This is a genomic window from Zobellella iuensis, assembly GCF_016746085.1.
GTDB lineage: Bacteria > Pseudomonadota > Gammaproteobacteria > Enterobacterales > Aeromonadaceae > Oceanimonas > Oceanimonas iuensis.
Map to the genome: position 1 here is coordinate 18,357 of NZ_JAERTZ010000018.1, position 15,904 is coordinate 34,260.

The window sequence follows — 15,904 nt, forward strand, 5'->3', positions numbered from 1 at the left end:
CACCGCTCGAGAGCGAGGCGCCAGCCCTGGCCGCCAACGAACGGCTGGTGGTGGTGCGCAACCCCCATGGCCTGCATGCCCGCCCCGGCGCCATGCTGGTGCAGGCCGCCAAGAAATTCGAGGCCGATATCCAGGTGCGCAACCTGGACGGCGACGGCCACAGCGTGTCCGCCAAGAGCCTGATGAAGGTCATCAGCCTGGGCGTCAAGGCCGGACACCAGCTGGTGTTCAAGGCCGAAGGCAGCGACGCCGAGGCCGCCCTGGCCGGCCTGGTGGAGGCGGTGAACAGCGGCCTGGGTGAAGAACTCGTCCCGCTCGCCGCCGCCCCGGTGGCCGAGGCCGAGCAGCCCGAGATCCATCAGGTGCACGACATCGCCCCCAATACCGAAGTACAGGGTGTGGCCGCCTCGCCGGGCACCGCCATCGGGCCGGTGTTCGTGGAAGCCCCCATCCAGTTCGACTATCCGGAAAAGGCCGCCGATGCCGCCGCCGAACAGGGCAAGCTGAGCGCCGCCATCAAGCAGGCCCACAGCGACCTGGCCGACAGCGTGGTCAAGGCGACCCAGCCCCAGGCCCGCGAGATCATGGCCATGCACCAGGAGCTGCTGGACGATCCTTCCCTGGCCGAAGGCGCCGCCGAGCGCATGAGCAAGGGGCTGTCCGCCGCCGCGGCCTGGTGGAGCGAGATCGACTCCGCCGCCACCCTGCAGGCCGCCAGCCCCGATGCCCTGCTCGCCGAGCGGGCCGCCGACATCCGCGATATCGGCCGCCGGGTGATGGCCATTTTGTGCAACACCAGCCTGCCGCAAAAACCGGATACCCCCTACATCTGGGTGGCGGAAGACATAGGTCCTTCCGACGTGGTCAACATGGATCCGGCCAAGGTGCTGGGCATGGTTACCGCCGGCGGCGGCGCCTCTTCCCACAGCGCCATCCTGGCCCGCTCGCTGGGCATTCCGGCCCTGGTGGCCATGGGCGGCGCCGTCATGACCCTGAAGCAGGGCACCGAAGTAATACTGAACGGCGAGGCCGGCACCCTTTGGGTGGCGCCCGAGGCCGAGCAGCTGGCGCAGGCCAAGGTCCGCCAGCAGCAAGAGAAGGCGCTGGCGGAGAAAGCCTGGGCCAGCCGCGATCAGCATGCGACCACCCGCGACGGCCATCGCATGGAAATCTGTGCCAACCTGGGTGAGACCGCCAAGGCGGTGGAGGCGGTGGAGGCCGGTGCCGAGGGCGTGGGCCTGCTGCGTACCGAGTTCGTGTTCATGGCCCAGAGCAGTGCCCCCGGCCTGGAGGCCCAGATTGCCGAGTACAAGAAGGCCATCGACGCCCTCGACGGCCGTCCCCTGGTGGCCCGGACCCTGGACGTGGGCGGTGACAAGCCGCTGCCTTACTGGCCGGTGCCTAAAGAGGAAAACCCCTTCCTCGGGGTGCGCGGTATCCGCCTGTGCATGCAGAAGCCCGAACTGCTGGAAACCCAGTTGCGCGCCCTGCTGACCGCCGCCGGCGACCAGCCGATCCGCATCATGTTCCCCATGGTGGCGGACTGGTCCGAATGGCGCTGGGCCAAGGACATGTTCGACAAGGTCCAGGCCGAGGTGCAGGCCAAGGACGTGCAGGTGGGCATCATGGTGGAAGTGCCTTCCGCCGCCCTCAACGCCCAGGTGTTCGCCGAGGAGGCCGACTTCTTCAGCATCGGCACCAACGACCTGACCCAGTACACCCTGGCGGTGGACCGCGGCAACGGCGAGCTGGCCAGCCTGTCCGACGGCCTCAACCCGGCGGTGCTGCGCCTGATCAAGATGACCGTCGACGCCGCCCATGCCAAGGGCAAGTGGGTCGGGGTGTGCGGCGAGCTGGGCTCGGATCCCAAGGCGCTGCCGCTGCTGGTGGGCCTGGGGGTGGATGAGCTCTCGGTCAGCCTTAAACGGGTACCCATGGTCAAGGCCCAGGTCCGTGACTGGAGCCTGAGTGCCTGTCAACAACTGGCCGAACAGGCACTGCTGGCCTCCGATGCCAATGCGGTGCGCGCCCTGGTAGGAGAAGCCAAATGAGTATACTGACCCTGACCCTGAATCCGGCCCTGGACCTGACGGTCTCCCTGGATTCCCTCAAGCCCGGCGAGGTGAACCTCGCCAAATCCGGCCACCTGGGCGCGGCCGGCAAGGGCATCAACGTGGCACGGGTGCTGGCCGATCTGGGCCATACCCCCCGGGCCTGCGGCTTTCTCGGCCTGAACAACGATTCTTCGTTCCGGGCCCTGTTCAGCCAGCACGGCATCGAAGATGACTTCGTGCGCCTGGCAGGCGATACCCGGGTCAACGTCAAAGTCAGTGAGGGGGACGGCCGGGTCACAGACATCAACCTGCCCGGCCTCAAGGTGACCGACGTGGACTGGAACCGGCTGCTGGCGCGGCTGGAATCCCTGGCCAACAACTTCGACACCCTGGTGGTGGCGGGCAGCCTGCCGCCCGGGGTCCATCCCCAGCAGCTCGAAGGCATGATCGAGATGTGGCGCGAGCGGGGCAAGGCGGTGTTGCTGGATGCCAGCGGCGAGGCGCTGCGGGCCGGCATCAAGGGCCTGCCGGCGCTGATCAAGCCCAACATCGACGAGCTGGCCGGCCTGGTCGGCCGCCCCATCCAGGATGACGCGGACCTGGCCGCCTGTGCCCGCGAACTGCAGGCCCAGGGCATCGAGCACGTAGTGGTGTCGGCCGGCGCCGATGGTGTGCACTGGTTCAGCCCCAGGGGCTACTGGCGGGCCCAGGTGCCCCAGGTCAAGGTGGTCAGCACCGTCGGGGCAGGGGACAGCCTGGTGGCCGGCCTGTGTGCCGGCTTTGTGGAAGGACTGGAAGAAGCAGAGACCCTGCGCCGGGCCGTGGCACTGTCGTTGATGGCGGTGACCCAGATCGGGGTGGGAATTCGTAATCAAAAGGAAGTCAGTGACTATCAGAACGCGATCCTGATCACTCAGGTCGAGGCCAAGGAGATATAAATAATGAAGACATTGATCGTTACCGCCTGCCCCAGTGGCATGGCGAGCAGCTACATGGCCGCCCGCCTGTTGCGCCAGGCGGCGGAGGAGCTGGGTTGGCAGGCCACGGTGGAGTGCCACAGCCAGCTCGAGCCGGTGATCCCTTTCACCCAGGCCCAGCTGGACGAAGCCGAGCTGGTGGTGGTGGCCGCCGGCACCGAGCTGGACTTGTCCCGCTTTGCCGGCAAGCCGCTGTACAAGAGTGATATCCAGCAGGCCCTCAACAATCCCAAGGCCTGGCTGCAGCAGGCCGCCGGCCAGGCGGTCAAGCAACAGGGGAGCGCGCCAGCCGCCGCTGCCGGCGTCCGGCTGGTGGCCATTACCGCCTGCCCGACCGGGGTAGCCCACACTTTCATGTCCGCCGAGGCTTTGAATGAGACCGCCAAGGCCATGGGCCACCAGATCAAGGTGGAAACCCAGGGCTCGGTGGGCGCCCAGAACGCCCTCACCGCCGAGGACATCGCCGCCGCCGACTGCGTCATCGTGGCCGCCGACATCGAGGTCAACCTGAGCCGCTTCGACGGCAAGCGGGTCTACCGCACCAGCACCGGCCAGGCGCTGAAAAAGCCGAAGATCACCATCGAGACCGCCCTGGCCGAGGCCAAGATGTACCAGCATCAGGGGCAGAGCAGCGCCGCCCAGGACGGCCAGGACGACAAGAAACAGGCCGGGCCCTACCAGCACCTGCTGACCGGGGTGTCCTTTATGCTGCCCATGGTGGTGGCGGGCGGCCTTATCATCGCCTTGTCGTTCGTGTTCGGCATCGAGGCCTTCAAAGAAGAAGGCAGCCTGGCCGCCGCCCTGATGCAGATCGGCGGTGCCTCGGCCTTCGCCCTGATGATTCCGGTGCTGTCCGGCTATATCGCCTACTCCATCGCCGATCGTCCCGGCATCGCGCCCGGCATGATCGGCGGCATGCTGGCCAGCTCCCTGGGAGCCGGTTTCCTCGGCGGTATCATCAGCGGCTTCCTGGCCGGCTACGCGGCGCGTTACCTGGCGCGTAACATCCCCATGCCGAAAAGCCTGGAGTCGCTCAAGCCGATCCTGATCATCCCGCTGTTTGCCAGCCTCTTTACCGGCCTGGTGATGATCTACATCGTCGGCGGTCCGGTTGCGGGCATCATGAACACCATGACCGACTTCCTCAACAACATGGGCTCGGCCAACGCGGTGCTGCTCGGCATCATTATCGGGGCCATGATGTGCTTCGACATGGGCGGTCCGGTCAACAAGGCGGCCTACGCCTTCTCGGTCGGCCTGCTGGCGTCCGAGACCTACGGCCCCATGGCGGCGGCCATGGCGGCGGGCATGGTACCGGCGCTCGGCATGGGCATCGCCACCTTCCTGGCCCGGCGCAAGTTCAATACCAACGAGCAGGAAGCGGGCAAGGCCTCCTTCGTACTGGGGCTGTGCTTTATCTCCGAAGGGGCCATTCCCTTCGCCGCCCGGGATCCGCTGCGGGTGATCCCGAGCTGCATGATCGGCGGAGCCCTGGCCGGCGCCCTGTCCATGCTGTTCGGCGCCAAGCTGCTGGCACCCCACGGCGGTATCTTCGTGCTGTTCATCCCCAATGCCATCCAGCAGCTGCTGTGGTACGTGCTGGCCATCGCCGTCGGTTCCCTCGTTACCGGCGTGCTCTACTCGGTATTGAAGCGCAGCGACGCGGAAATGCTGGCCGCCGGTCAGCAGGCCGCCGCCAAGGCTTAAACTGCGAGTCGTGGATAATAAAGCCCCGGGCAGGTCCCGGGGTTTTTTTGATCGCGAGGACAGCCGGGGAGAGCGGCTATTCTTTCAGCATATGGCCGAGCTTGCCGGCCTTGGTGTCCAGATAATGCTCGTTGAAGGGGTTGCGGCCGGCACCCGCTCTACCACCTCGATGCCGAAATTTTCCATCGCCTTGACCTTGCGCGGGTTGTTGGTCATCAGCCTGAGCTGTTTGACACCCAGGCTGCGCAGCATATCGGCACAGATGGTGTAGTCGCGCATGTCGGCGTCAAACCCGAGTTCGACGTTGGCTTCCACCGTGTCCTTGCCCTGATCCTGCAGGTGGTAGGCGTGGATCTTGTTGTCGACCTTAATGAAGTGATCATGACCGCGACCCTGGCCTCCGTCGGCACCGCCGGGGTGCCCGGCGTGGGCCTGGTGATGCTGGCCATGGTGCTGAACCAGGTTGGTCTGCCGGTGGAAGGATTGCGTTGATCATCGGTGTGGATCGCCTGCTCGACATGATCCGCACCGCCGTCAACATTACCGGTGACGCCGTGCTCAGCTGCATTGTGGGCAAGAGCGAGGGGGCCATGAACCTGGTGCGTTTTCACGATCCCCACGCCGGCGAAAAGGAAGAAGACGTGCACTTTGGCAAGGAATGACGAATGCACCTTCTTCACTAAAAACGGGCGTTGCGGCGCCCGTTTTTAGTGGGTGAGCCATAGTTGAAAGACCAGGCATCGAAGAAGGACGGCAATGAAGGCGACGGCCGGGGTACGGATTGTGTTTCTGGGGAATCCTCTGCGGGGCGACGATGCCGCCGGTTTGCGCGCGCTGGCACTGTGCCGGCGCTTTTCCTGGCCCGACGGGGTCGAGCTGGTGGACGGGGGCACGGGGGGAGTGAGTCTGCTGCCGCTGTTTCGCCACTGCCGGCGCGTGATACTGGTGGACACTTTTTTGGCCGCCGGACGTGCGGGCGGAATTTGCTTGTTGCGCAATGTGACGGCGGACGCGCTGGCGGGCAGTGATGGGCCTGAACATGGCGGCGGCATCAAGGGGCTGCTGGCGCTGGTGCCGCAACTGGTATCACCGGCCCCGGTTGTCGATCTGATGGTGATTGGCGGGCACTGTTTTACGCCCTGTACCCTCGAGCTCAGCCATGAGCTGGCTTGTGCCCTGCCGGCATTGTGCCGGCGCCTGCATGGCTATGTAACGGAAGAGCTGATGCCGCCCGGCCTGGTGAGCGAAGCGCTGGCGGGTTATCGCCTGCACATTACCGGGTGTGTGCAGGGGGTGGGCTTTCGCCCCTTTGTTTACCGTCTGGCCACCGGGCTCGGTCTAGTGGGGGATGTCGGCAATATCGGCGCCGGAGTACAAATCCGGCTGGCCGCCGATGAGCCCAGGGTAGCGGCGTTTTGCCGGCGGTTGCGGGCCGAGTGCCCGCCTCATGCCCGCATTGAGCGTATCGATACCGAGCCCTTTGACTGGGTGTCCGTGCCCCGTGAGTTTGGGGTGGTGAACAGCCAGACAAAGGGACAGGGCGCCCGGATCCCGCCGGATCTGGCGCCTTGTCCGGTGTGTCTGGCGGAGCTGAACGACGCCACTGACCGGCGCCATGGTTACCCCTTTATCAACTGCACGAATTGTGGCCCCCGCTATTCCATTGTGCGGGTCCTGCCCTGGGACAGGGCCCATACCGCCATGGCGGATTTTGCCCTGTGCACTGCCTGTGATGAAGAGTATGGCGATCCCGGCAACCGGCGCTTTCATGCCGAGCCCGTGGCCTGTGCCGTTTGCGGTCCGCATTTGTGGCTGCAAGGTGCCGAAGGGCAGCATATCCGGGGGGCCGCGGCGAGCCTGCTGGCGCAATGTGCCACCTGGCTGAAGCAAGGTCGAGTGCTGGCGCTTAAGGGCATTGGCGGGTTTCAGCTGGCCTGCGATGCCGGCTCGGCAACGGCCATTGGGTTATTGCGCGAGCGCAAGCACAGACCCGCCAAGCCCTTTGCGGTCATGATGCGGGATCTGGCGCAAGTGGACGCCTGGTTTGAACTGAATGACGCTGAGCAGGCGCAACTGAGCAGCCCGGCGGCGCCCATTGTGCTGTTGCCCAGGGCGCGGCTGCGACAGCGGCTGGCGGGCATGGCGGCCGAAGCGCTGGCGCCGGGGCTGGCGCACCTCGGTGTGATGGTGGCGAGCTCGCCGCTGCACTGGCTGTTGCTGAACGAGCTGGACGGTCCGCTGGTGATGACCTCGGGCAATGCCGGGGGCGAGCCCATCTGTACCGGTAACCGGCAGGCCCTGTCGGCGCTGGCCCCACTGGCCGATGCTTTTCTGCTGCATAACCGACCCATAGTGAACCGCTGCGATGATTCGGTGCTGGCCGTGGTGGCTGGCCGGCCCAGGCTGATTCGCCGGGCCCGGGGTTTTGTCCCGGATCCCATCCCCCTGCCTGCCGGGCTGAACGGCACCGTGCTGGCGCTGGGCGCGGATTTGAAAAACAGTTGCTGCCTGGCAGGTTCAGGCCGGGCGGTGCTGTCTTCACACATGGGCGATCTGGCCAGTCCGGCCTGTCTGGATGCGTTAGGACAGGAGGTGGAGCGTCTGCCGGCGCTGCTGGGCCTCAAGCCCCGGGCCATTGCCGTCGATTTGCATGCCGACTATGCCGCCACCCGGCTGGGCGGGCGCTTGGCAAGGGAGCGCGGACTGCCGTTGTACCGGGTGCAGCATCATCATGCCCATCTGGTGTCCTGCCTGGTGGAAAACAGCCATGGGCCAAATGAGCCGGTGCTGGGCGTGGTGCTCGACGGCCTGGGCCTTGGCGATGACGGCAGCCTGTGGGGCGGGGAGTTCATGCTGGCCGATTATGCCGCTTACCACCGGCTGGGGCGGCTGCGGCCTTTCCCTTTACTGGGGGGCGATCAGGCCAGCCGCCAGCCCTGGCGCAACCTGCTGGCCCAGCGGGTATCGTTTTCTTTATGGCCGGAGCTGCAATCCCGCTGTCCGTTACTGTTCAGGGATGAGGCCGAGACGTTGCTGGCCATGGCGCCGCGCTTTCCGCTGACCTCATCGGCGGGGCGGTTGTTCGATGCGGTGGCGGCACTGCTGGGCGTGGCGCCTGCCGAGCAGAGTTTTGAAGGGGAAGCGGCCATGAAGCTTGAAAACCTGGCCGGCAGGGCGCAGGCCCGCGCCTGTTATGACTTTCGGGTAAGCCGCGAAGGCGGACTCTGGCAACTGGATCCGGCCCCGATGTGGCCCCTGATGATCAATGCCCTGCTGGCGGGAGCAAGCGAAGCGGTGCTGGCGGCCAATTTTCACCTAAGTTTAGTGAGTGGGCTGTGCCGAATGGTGCAGCAGTTGCAACGCCAAGCGCGCTTTGACGTCGTGGCCCTGAGCGGTGGTGTGATGCAAAACCGCCTGCTGCTGGCGGCCCTGATTGAGGCGCTGGAAGCCATGGGGCTGACGGTGCTGACCCAAAGCCAGGCGCCATGCAACGACGGGGGCATTGCCCTGGGTCAGGCCGCCATCGCCCTTGCCCGGGGCAGGCGCAGGGGGAAGGCGCCGCGTTAGCCGGCGCGAGCAGGTTGTTTCGACCTGCGCCGAGGGGAAGGGGGTGTTTATGTGCCTGGGAATACCGGCCCGAATCGTGAGCATTGTGGATGCCGACGCCGGCCTGGCGCTGGCAGAGACCGCCGGGGTACGCCGGCAAATCAATATCGCGCTGCTGGCTGCCGATGGGCGAGCACTCTCGACGCTGGTGGGGAAGTGGGTGTTGCTGCATGTGGGTTTTGCCATGGCGCTGATTGACCAGCAGGAAGCCGACCGCACCCTGGCCTTGCTGGCGCAAATGGAGCAGAGGGAATGTGATGAGCCTTAACACAGACTTTCGTGATGCCGACCGGGTACGGGCCCTGCTGGCCGCCATGACCCCGGTGGCCGGGCGGGTGGCGGCGCGCCTTGGCCGGCCGTTGCAGATCATGGAAGTGTGTGGCGGCCATACCCATGCCATTTTTCGTTTCGGGCTGCACCAGCTCATCCCTGACGCCATCGAGTTTATTCACGGCCCCGGCTGCCCGGTATGCGTGCTGCCGGTGGCGGCGGTGGATCAGGCGGTCGCTCTGGCCCGGCAGCCCAATGTGATCCTGGCAAGCTTTGGTGATCCGCTGCGGGTGCCGGGCAGCCGGGGCAGTTTGCTGCAGGCCAAAGCCGAGGGCGCCGGGGTGAGGGTGCTTTATTCCCCCTATGACGCCCTGGCGCTGGCAAAGGCACATCCCCGCAAACAGGTGGTGTTTTTTGCCATCGGTTTCGATACCACCATGCCGGGCACCGCCCATTCGATTCTGGCCGCCGACCGTGCCGGCATCGGTAACCTGCGTTTTCTCTGTCACCACATTCGGCTGATGCCGACCCTGACCGGCCTGCTTGAGGCGGGCGAGGTAAAGCTGGATGGCTTTGTGGGGCCGGGGCATGTCAGCATGGTGATCGGCAGCCGGGTGTATGCCCCCATTGCTCAGCAGTACCACAAGCCGCTGGTGATTGCCGGCTTTGAGCCGGTGGACTTTCTGCAGGCCCTGTATCAACTGGTGTTGCAGCTGGATCAGGGGCGTTGTGACATCGAAAACGCCTATGCCCGGGTGGTGGCGGAGACAGGCAATCCGGCCGCCCTGCAAGCAATCGATCAGGCGTTTGAATCGGGCGTTGACGGCCACTGGCGCGGCCTTGGCCGGGTGCCGGGCTCGGGGGTGCGGATACGCGCACCATACCGGCATCTGGATGCGACCGGGCTGCTGGCCGTGGCAGTGCCGGTCAAGGCCGCCGATGATCCCGCCTGGTGCCATGGCGTGCTCACCGGCCGGATCAAGCCGGATCAGTGCCCGCTGTTTCGCCGCGGGTGCACCCCCGAGCACCCGGAGGGAGCCCTGATGGTATCGAGCGAGGGCGCCTGTGCCGCCTACTACCAATACCGGCCCGAGCAAGACCACCCCGAGGAGGCCCGCCGTGACTAGCGCCGAAAAGACCATCACCCTGGCTCACGGGGCCGGGGGTGGGGCCATGCATGGGTTGATCGACGGCCTGTTTTTGTCCGCCTTTGGCGATATGCCCTTGCTGCAAAAGGAGGATCAGGCCCGCTTGCCATTGGCCGGCCTGCAGGCCCGGGGGGACCGGTTGGCGCTGACCACCGACAGCTTTGTGGTCAGCCCGCTGGAATTTCCCGGGGGCGACATCGGCAAGCTGGCGGTGTGTGGCACCTTGAACGATCTGGCCGTGGGCGGGGCCGTGCCGCTTTATCTGAGTGCCGCCTTTATCATCGAGGAAGGACTGCCGCTGGCGCTGCTTGAACGCCTGGTCGGCTCCATGGCCGAGGCTGCCCGCCAGGCCGGGGTTACCATCGTCACCGGGGATACCAAGGTGGTGGAACGGGGCATGGCCGACAAACTCTTTATCAACACCACCGGCGTGGGAGTGATCCCGGCGGGGTTGAGCCTGTCCGTTGCCGCGGCCCGGCCCGGTGACAGAGTGCTGATCAACGGTCATGTAGGCGATCACGGCGCCGCCGTCATGCTGGCCCGGGAAGAGCTGGGACTGGAGGGGAAGCTTGCCAGCGACTGTGCCGCCCTGCACACGCTTATTCAGCCGGTGCTGGCGCAATGCGCAGGCGTGCGCTGCCTGCGCGACGCCACCCGCGGCGGCCTGGGAGGGGTGCTGAACGAAATGGCCGAGGCGTCGTCGGTGGAGATTCGGCTGAACGAACAGGATCTGCCCATTCGCCCGCAGACCCAGGCGTTGTGCGAACTGCTGGGGCTGGAGCCGCTGCTGCTTGCCAATGAAGGGCTGGCCGCCATGGTGATCGCCCCCGAGCAGGCCGAGCAGGCCCTGGCGTTGTGGCATGCTCACCCCCTGGGCCGCCATGCCCGCATTATCGGCGAGGTACGGGCGCCGGCTTCGCCGGGACGGCTCAGCCTGCTCGGTCCCTACGGTGGCGCGCGGCTGCTGGAGGTGCCTCATGGCCTGCAATTGCCACGGATCTGCTGAGCATGCATGAGCTCTCGGTGGTGCGGGCCCTGCTGACCCAGCTCAAGCCTTATCAACACCGGGAGATCCGCCGCATTACCGTCGAGGTGGGCGCCATGAGCTGCGTGGATGGTGAGCGGCTGCAGTTCTGTTTTGACATGGTCAAGGAAGAGGCCGGGTTAAGCGGTGCCGAGCTGGTCATCCAGATGGTGCCGGCCCGGGCCGAATGCCGGCACTGCGGCCGGCATTTCACCCCGGACAAGCCGGGGGACGCCTGTCCCTGCAGCAGCCACGACTATACTTTGATGTCAGGAAGGCAACTGCTGTTAACGGAAATAGGATTCGGCTGATGTGTGGTCACTGCGGATGTTCTGGCGACAAGGCCCGGTTGTCGACACCGGGCAGCGAAATCCATCGTCACCTTCGCCATGAAGGTGACAGCCTGCAACTGCAGCAGGCGCTGCTGGCCGGCAACGACGAACTGGCCCGGCAAAACCGCGACTGGTTGACCGCCCATGGTATTACCTGCATCAACCTGATGGGCACCCCGGGCGCCGGCAAGACCCGGCTGCTGGAAGCCACGTTTACCCATGTCAATGCCTCCAGACAGACCGGCGCCGGCTGGCCGCCGATGGCGGTGCTGGAAGGGGATCAGCACACCCAGAACGATGCGCGGCGCATTCAGGCCTGTGGCGGCCGGGTGGTGCAGATCAACACCGGCACCGGCTGTCATCTGGACGCGCACATGATACAGGCGGGGCTGGCCACCCTGGCGGCGCCGGACGGCGCGCTGGTGCTGGTCGAAAACGTCGGCAACCTGGTGTGTCCGGCGCTGTTCGATCTGGGCGAGCAGCACCGCGTCGCCATGATGGCGGTGACCGACGGCGACGACAAACCGGAAAAATATCCTCATCTGTTTGCCGGCTGCGGGCTGGCCATTATCAACAAGGCCGATCTGCTGCCTTATCTGGAGGTTGATCTCGACAGCATAAAAAGCGCCCTGCGCCGGCTTAATCCTCATGTTCAGATCCTGGTGCTGTCGGCCCAGAGCGGCGAGGGGCTGAATGCCTGGTACGACTGGCTGTTGAGCACGCGGCCATGAGCCGGCGTTTTCTGCCGCGAAAGCACCTGCACCGGCTGCATCACGCGCTGGTGCAGGCCGGTTATGAGGTGATTGGCCCGCAAGTGAAAGACGACGCCATTGTGTTCGCGCCGCTGGCACATGTCGATCAACTTCCCTGGGGCTGGCAGGAGCAGGCCGACGCGGGCAGCTACCGCCTGCAGCGCACCGCCGGCGAGCGCGCCTTTGCCTGGAACACCGGCCCGCAGGGCCTCAAACCCTGGCTGTTTTTACCTGAGCAACCCCTTTGGCGGGCCGAGCACACCGGCGATGGCCTGCGTTTTCGCGCCGTGGAGCCGAAGCCCAGGCTGCTCGCGTTTATCGGCCTGCGGGGTTGCGATCTGGCGGCACTGCGCATTCAGGATCAGCATTTTATCAAAGGGCCTTATGCCGATGCCTTTTACCGGGCTCAGCGCGAGCACCTCTTTATCGTGGCGGTGAACTGCGGCCGCAGCGCCGACACCTGCTTTTGTGTGTCGACCGGCGACGGCCCCGAGGCCCGTTTCGGTTTTGATATTCTGCTCGACGAGCTGGCCGAGGGCTACCTGTTGCAGACCGGCAGCGACAAGGGCGAAACCATTGCGGCTCAATTGCCGCTGAACAAGGCGACGAATAAGCAACTGAGCGAGGCGAAAACCGCGCTGGCGGCAGCCCGCCGGCAACAGCGAGTCATGCCCGGTGAAGCCGAACTGGCGCAGCTGGTGGACCGGCTCGACCACCCGCGCTGGCAGCAGGTGGCCGAACGCTGCCTGGCCTGCGGCAACTGCACCTCGGTCTGCCCTACCTGTTTTTGCTCGAAACAGGACACCGAAGGCGACATTCGCCATCGGCAGGCCGAGCAGGTGCAGCGCTGGGACTCCTGTTTCAGCGAGCAGCACAGTTACATCACCGGCAAGGTGATCCGCCATGAACTCCGCCACCGCTACCGGCAATGGCTGGTGCACAAGCTGGCCACCTGGCAGCAGCAATTCGGCCGCAGTGGCTGTGTCGGCTGCGGTCGGTGCATTGCCTGGTGTCCGGTGGCCATCGATCTGGTGGAAGAGAGCCAGGCCCTGCTGGAGGAGCCATCACAGAAGGGCAAACATGGCTGACGGGGTGCCCATGGTCGCCACCCTGGCGGCCAAAACCATGGAGATGCCGGGAGTACATACCCTGAGTCTGGCGCTGGACACGCACTCACCGTTCGACTTCGATTACGGCCAGTTCAACATGCTTTACCTGTTTGGCGCCGGTGAGGTGGCCATTTCCATCATGGGCTGGCATCAGGGGCTGTTGCAGCACACCATTCGCGCCGTGGGCCGGGTCACGCGGCCGCTGGTGGCGCTGGAGGTCGGCCAGCAGCTGGGCCTGCGCGGCCCCTTTGGCCGGGGCTGGCCACTGGCGCAGCTGCGGGGGCGGGACCTGGTGTTTATTACCGCCGGGCTGGGCTGTGCCCCGGTGGTGGCGGCCATTCACCATGCGGTGGCCAACCGGGATCAATACGGTCGCATCGTGATCCTGCAAGGGGTCAAGCACCATGCCGATCTGCTGTGGCAGACGCAGTACCGGCGCTGGCAAACCCTGGGCGAATGCCAGGTATTGCTGGCCGCCAGCGAGGAACACCGGCACCGGCATCACTGGCGGCTGGGGCTGGTGACCGAATTGCTGGCGCTGGCGGAGTTTGCTGCTGATCACTGTGCGGTCATGATGTGCGGGCCTGAGATCATGATGCTGGCGGCCCTTAAACAGCTGGCGCGCTTAAAAGTGGCGGACGAGGCGGTTTACATGAGCCTGGAACGCAATTTTCAGTGCGGCCGGGGCCTATGTGGTCATTGTCAGCTGGGTCCGTATTTTGTCTGCAAGGATGGCCCGGTATTTCATTATCCGCAGGTCAAGCCCTGGCTGGGCAGGGAGGGCGTATGACGGCAAAGCTGACCCTGGCGGTGCACAAGCTGACCTCCTGCTCCGGCTGCCAGCTGGCCTTGCTCAATCAGGGGCCGGCGCTGCTGGATTTATTGGAGGAAGTGGAGTTTGTGCATTTCATCGAGGCGGGCATAACCGGGCCGGAAAAAACCGTGGATGTGGCCTTTGTCGAGGGCAGTGTGTCCACGCCGGACGATCTCGAACGCGCCCGGCGCCTTCGCCGCAACAGCAAGCTGGTGGTGACCATGGGTGCCTGTGCCACCAGCGGCGGCATTCAGGCCCTGCGCAATCTGGCGGATGGCCCGGGCTGGAAAGCGGCCGTTTATGCCCGGCCTGACTTTATCGCCACCCTGGCCACGTCCACCGGGGTAGCCGAGCACATTCAGGTGGACTTTGAACTCTGGGGCTGCCCCATTACCGTGGAGCAGATGCGCCATTTTCTGCGTCAGTTGCGCCTAGGCGTGTGGCCCCGGCCCGAGACTGAAAAGCTGTGCATGGAGTGCAAGCGCCGCCAGCAGGTGTGCGTCATGGTCACCAGGGGCGCCCCCTGTCTGGGGCCGGTGGTGCGCACCGGCTGCGGTGCCCTCTGTCCCGCCTTTGGCCGGGCCTGCTATGGCTGTTTTGGTCCGTCCGAGCAGCCCAACGGCGACAGCCTGGCCAACCGCTTTGCCGGCCTGGGGCTGCTGCCCGACGACATTGCCCGGCGGTTTGCCGCCATTCACAGCCACAGTCCGCCGTTTCGCGAGCAGTACCGGCGCTGGCAGCGCATCGATGTGCGGGAGGTCGACGAATGAAGAAAAAGGCCAGGCGTCGCATCGCTCTCAAGGTGCCTTTCGTGACCCGGCTGGAAGGGGAAGGCAGCCTGGAGCTGAACGCCAGAGGCGACCGCATCGACAGGTTGCATCTGGCCATTTTCGAGCCGCCCCGGTTGTTTGAGAAGTTTCTGGAAGGGCGGGGCTATCAGGAGGTGCCGGATCTCAACGCCCGCATCTGCGGCATCTGCCCCATGGCCTACCAGCTCACTTCCATTCAGGCGATGGAGCGGTTGTTCGGCATAGAGCTGCCCCCGTCGCTGGTGCAACTGAGACTGCTGATGAATCTGGGAGAGTGGGTGCAAAGCCATGCCCTGCATATTCACTTTCTGGCGGCACCCGACTTTCTCGGGTTTGATCATGCTCTCGACATGGCCAAGGTGTTCCCCGAGGTGCTGAAACGGGGCATGTTGCTGCAGGAAGCCGGAAATGCCCTGATGGCGCTGCTGGGCGGTCGCTCCGTACACCCGGTGGGGTTGCAGGTGGGGGGCTTTGGCCGTCTGCCCGATCACGAACGCTGGCATGAAGTGCGTGGGCTGGTGAAGCAGGCGCTGCCCGCCGCCGAGGCACTGGTGCGCTGGACCGCGGAGCTGACGTTGCCCGATTACAGCCACGACTTTATCTGGGTCAGCCTCACCGAGCCCGACGGTTATGCCATCAATGGTGGCTGTATCACCAGCAGCCATGGACTGAGCCTGGATTATTCCGACTACCCCCGACATTTTGCCGAGCATCAGGAGCCTCATTCCACCGCGCTCTATTCCCTGCTCGATGGCCAGGATTACCTGGTCGGCCCGCTGGCGCGGATGAACAACAGTTTTGAGCGGCTGCCTGCCGAGGTGCGCGCCCTGGCCCGGGAATGCGGCTTTGCGTTTCCCAGTCGCAACATGTTTACCAGCATTCGAGCCCGGGCACTGGAAATATACTGGGCTCTGTTCGAGGCCAATCGGTTGCTGGCGCAGCCATGCCCCAACGGCGAGGCCAGCCTGCCGGTCACTCCTACCGCGGGAGAATGCTGTTTCTGTACCGAGGCGCCGAGGGGCATGATTTATCATTATTACCGGCTGGATGAGCAGGGCCGGGTGCTGTCCTGCTCCATCATTCCGCCCACCAGTCAGAATCAGGCCCGTATCGAGCAGGATCTCAGGGCTTCGGTCACCCGCTTTGGCCTGCACCACAGCGATCAGGAGCTCAAACTGTTCTGCGAGCGGCTGATCCGCAACTACGACCCCTGCATTTCCTGCTCCACCCATTTTCTGCGGTTCAGGCTGCGGCGCGAATAGCCGGTTTATGGCTAAACTTGCCTCAAGAGCGTCAAAGGGC

Annotated in this window: 12 protein-coding genes and 4 pseudogenes; 15 read left to right on the top strand and 1 reads right to left on the bottom strand. The window is 65.1% G+C overall.

Features of this window, described 5'->3' with window-relative positions; genetic code table 11:
• Positions 1-20: 20 nt before the first annotated feature.
• The 4 genes and pseudogenes from JKV55_RS20275 to JKV55_RS06925 form a co-directional block, all read left to right on the top strand.
• Positions 21-302: pseudogene (locus JKV55_RS20275) on the top strand (HPr family phosphocarrier protein); the annotation flags it as partial.
• Between the two features lie 102 nt (positions 303-404).
• Positions 405-2,051, top strand: a pseudogene (gene ptsP / locus JKV55_RS20280) (phosphoenolpyruvate--protein phosphotransferase); the annotation flags it as partial.
• Entirely contained in the window at positions 2,048-2,992 is a 945-nt protein-coding gene (pfkB, locus tag JKV55_RS06920) for a 1-phosphofructokinase (RefSeq protein ID WP_202083583.1), read from the top strand. The pseudogene ptsP and the gene pfkB, both read left to right, overlap by 4 nt.
• A gap of 3 nt (positions 2,993-2,995) precedes the next feature.
• Positions 2,996-4,738, top strand: coding sequence for a PTS fructose-like transporter subunit IIB (locus tag JKV55_RS06925; RefSeq protein WP_202083584.1), 1,743 nt, complete (start codon positions 2,996-2,998; stop codon positions 4,736-4,738).
• 76 nt (positions 4,739-4,814) lie between these two features.
• Here JKV55_RS06925 and JKV55_RS06930 read toward each other — a convergent pair.
• Positions 4,815-5,134 (bottom strand): annotated as a pseudogene (locus JKV55_RS06930) (GTP cyclohydrolase II); the annotation flags it as partial.
• Here JKV55_RS06930 and JKV55_RS06935 point away from each other — a divergent pair.
• The 11 genes and pseudogenes from JKV55_RS06935 (at position 5,120) to JKV55_RS06985 (ending at position 15,864) form a co-directional block, all read left to right on the top strand.
• Positions 5,120-5,400, top strand: a pseudogene (locus JKV55_RS06935) (dicarboxylate/amino acid:cation symporter). The pseudogenes JKV55_RS06930 and JKV55_RS06935 overlap by 15 nt on opposite strands.
• 94 nt (positions 5,401-5,494) lie before the next feature.
• Positions 5,495-8,305 carry a carbamoyltransferase HypF gene (hypF, locus tag JKV55_RS06940; RefSeq protein ID WP_202083586.1) on the top strand — a complete coding sequence of 937 codons (2,811 nt, stop codon included), beginning with the start codon at positions 5,495-5,497 and terminating at the stop codon, positions 8,303-8,305.
• Between the two features lie 49 nt (positions 8,306-8,354).
• Entirely contained in the window at positions 8,355-8,612 is a 258-nt protein-coding gene (locus JKV55_RS06945; protein ID WP_202083587.1) for a HypC/HybG/HupF family hydrogenase formation chaperone, read from the top strand.
• Positions 8,602-9,741, top strand: a complete 1,140-nt coding sequence (gene hypD, locus JKV55_RS06950) for a hydrogenase formation protein HypD (protein ID WP_202083589.1) — start codon at positions 8,602-8,604, stop codon at positions 9,739-9,741. Before JKV55_RS06945 ends, hypD begins: the two co-directional genes overlap by 11 nt.
• The gene (hypE, locus tag JKV55_RS06955) at positions 9,734-10,768 is read left to right on the top strand and encodes a hydrogenase expression/formation protein HypE (RefSeq protein WP_202083591.1); all 1,035 of its coding nucleotides are present in this window, start codon (positions 9,734-9,736) and stop codon (positions 10,766-10,768) included. Before hypD ends, hypE begins: the two co-directional genes overlap by 8 nt.
• 2 nt (positions 10,769-10,770) lie before the next feature.
• Positions 10,771-11,097: a hydrogenase maturation nickel metallochaperone HypA/HybF gene (locus tag JKV55_RS06960; RefSeq protein WP_202083593.1), complete on the top strand. Its 327-nt coding sequence runs from the start codon at positions 10,771-10,773 to the stop codon at positions 11,095-11,097.
• On the top strand, positions 11,097-11,849 hold the full coding sequence (gene hypB, locus JKV55_RS06965; protein WP_202083595.1) for a hydrogenase nickel incorporation protein HypB: 753 nt from the start codon (positions 11,097-11,099) through the stop codon (positions 11,847-11,849). The genes JKV55_RS06960 and hypB overlap by 1 nt, the downstream gene beginning before the upstream one ends.
• Positions 11,846-12,958 (top strand): 4Fe-4S dicluster domain-containing protein, encoded by a 1,113-nt coding sequence (locus JKV55_RS06970; RefSeq protein ID WP_202083597.1) that lies wholly within the window; start codon positions 11,846-11,848, stop codon positions 12,956-12,958. Before hypB ends, JKV55_RS06970 begins: the two co-directional genes overlap by 4 nt.
• The gene (locus JKV55_RS06975; protein ID WP_202083599.1) at positions 12,951-13,769 is read left to right on the top strand and encodes an FAD/NAD(P)-binding protein; all 819 of its coding nucleotides are present in this window, start codon (positions 12,951-12,953) and stop codon (positions 13,767-13,769) included. The genes JKV55_RS06970 and JKV55_RS06975 overlap by 8 nt, the downstream gene beginning before the upstream one ends.
• Positions 13,766-14,563 carry an NADH-quinone oxidoreductase subunit B family protein gene (locus JKV55_RS06980; RefSeq protein ID WP_202083601.1) on the top strand — a complete coding sequence of 266 codons (798 nt, stop codon included), beginning with the start codon at positions 13,766-13,768 and terminating at the stop codon, positions 14,561-14,563. Before JKV55_RS06975 ends, JKV55_RS06980 begins: the two co-directional genes overlap by 4 nt.
• The gene (locus tag JKV55_RS06985; protein ID WP_202083603.1) at positions 14,560-15,864 is read left to right on the top strand and encodes a Ni/Fe hydrogenase subunit alpha; all 1,305 of its coding nucleotides are present in this window, start codon (positions 14,560-14,562) and stop codon (positions 15,862-15,864) included. The genes JKV55_RS06980 and JKV55_RS06985 overlap by 4 nt, the downstream gene beginning before the upstream one ends.
• Positions 15,865-15,904 lie beyond the last annotated feature (40 nt).

Excerpts from the sequence above, each read along its gene's own strand:
- pfkB (WP_202083583.1), top strand. The coding sequence starts at position 2,048 with ATGAGTATACTGACCCTGACCCTGAATCCGGCCCTGGACCTGACGGTC.
- JKV55_RS06925 (WP_202083584.1), top strand. The coding sequence starts at position 2,996 with ATGAAGACATTGATCGTTACCGCCTGCCCCAGTGGCATGGCGAGCAGC.
- hypF (WP_202083586.1), top strand. The coding sequence starts at position 5,495 with ATGAAGGCGACGGCCGGGGTACGGATTGTGTTTCTGGGGAATCCTCTG.
- JKV55_RS06945 (WP_202083587.1), top strand. The coding sequence starts at position 8,355 with ATGTGCCTGGGAATACCGGCCCGAATCGTGAGCATTGTGGATGCCGAC.
- hypD (WP_202083589.1), top strand. The coding sequence starts at position 8,602 with ATGAGCCTTAACACAGACTTTCGTGATGCCGACCGGGTACGGGCCCTG.
- JKV55_RS06960 (WP_202083593.1), top strand. The coding sequence starts at position 10,771 with ATGCATGAGCTCTCGGTGGTGCGGGCCCTGCTGACCCAGCTCAAGCCT.
- hypB (WP_202083595.1), top strand. The coding sequence starts at position 11,097 with ATGTGTGGTCACTGCGGATGTTCTGGCGACAAGGCCCGGTTGTCGACA.
- JKV55_RS06970 (WP_202083597.1), top strand. The coding sequence starts at position 11,846 with ATGAGCCGGCGTTTTCTGCCGCGAAAGCACCTGCACCGGCTGCATCAC.
- JKV55_RS06975 (WP_202083599.1), top strand. The coding sequence starts at position 12,951 with ATGGCTGACGGGGTGCCCATGGTCGCCACCCTGGCGGCCAAAACCATG.
- JKV55_RS06980 (WP_202083601.1), top strand. The coding sequence starts at position 13,766 with ATGACGGCAAAGCTGACCCTGGCGGTGCACAAGCTGACCTCCTGCTCC.
- JKV55_RS06985 (WP_202083603.1), top strand. The coding sequence starts at position 14,560 with ATGAAGAAAAAGGCCAGGCGTCGCATCGCTCTCAAGGTGCCTTTCGTG.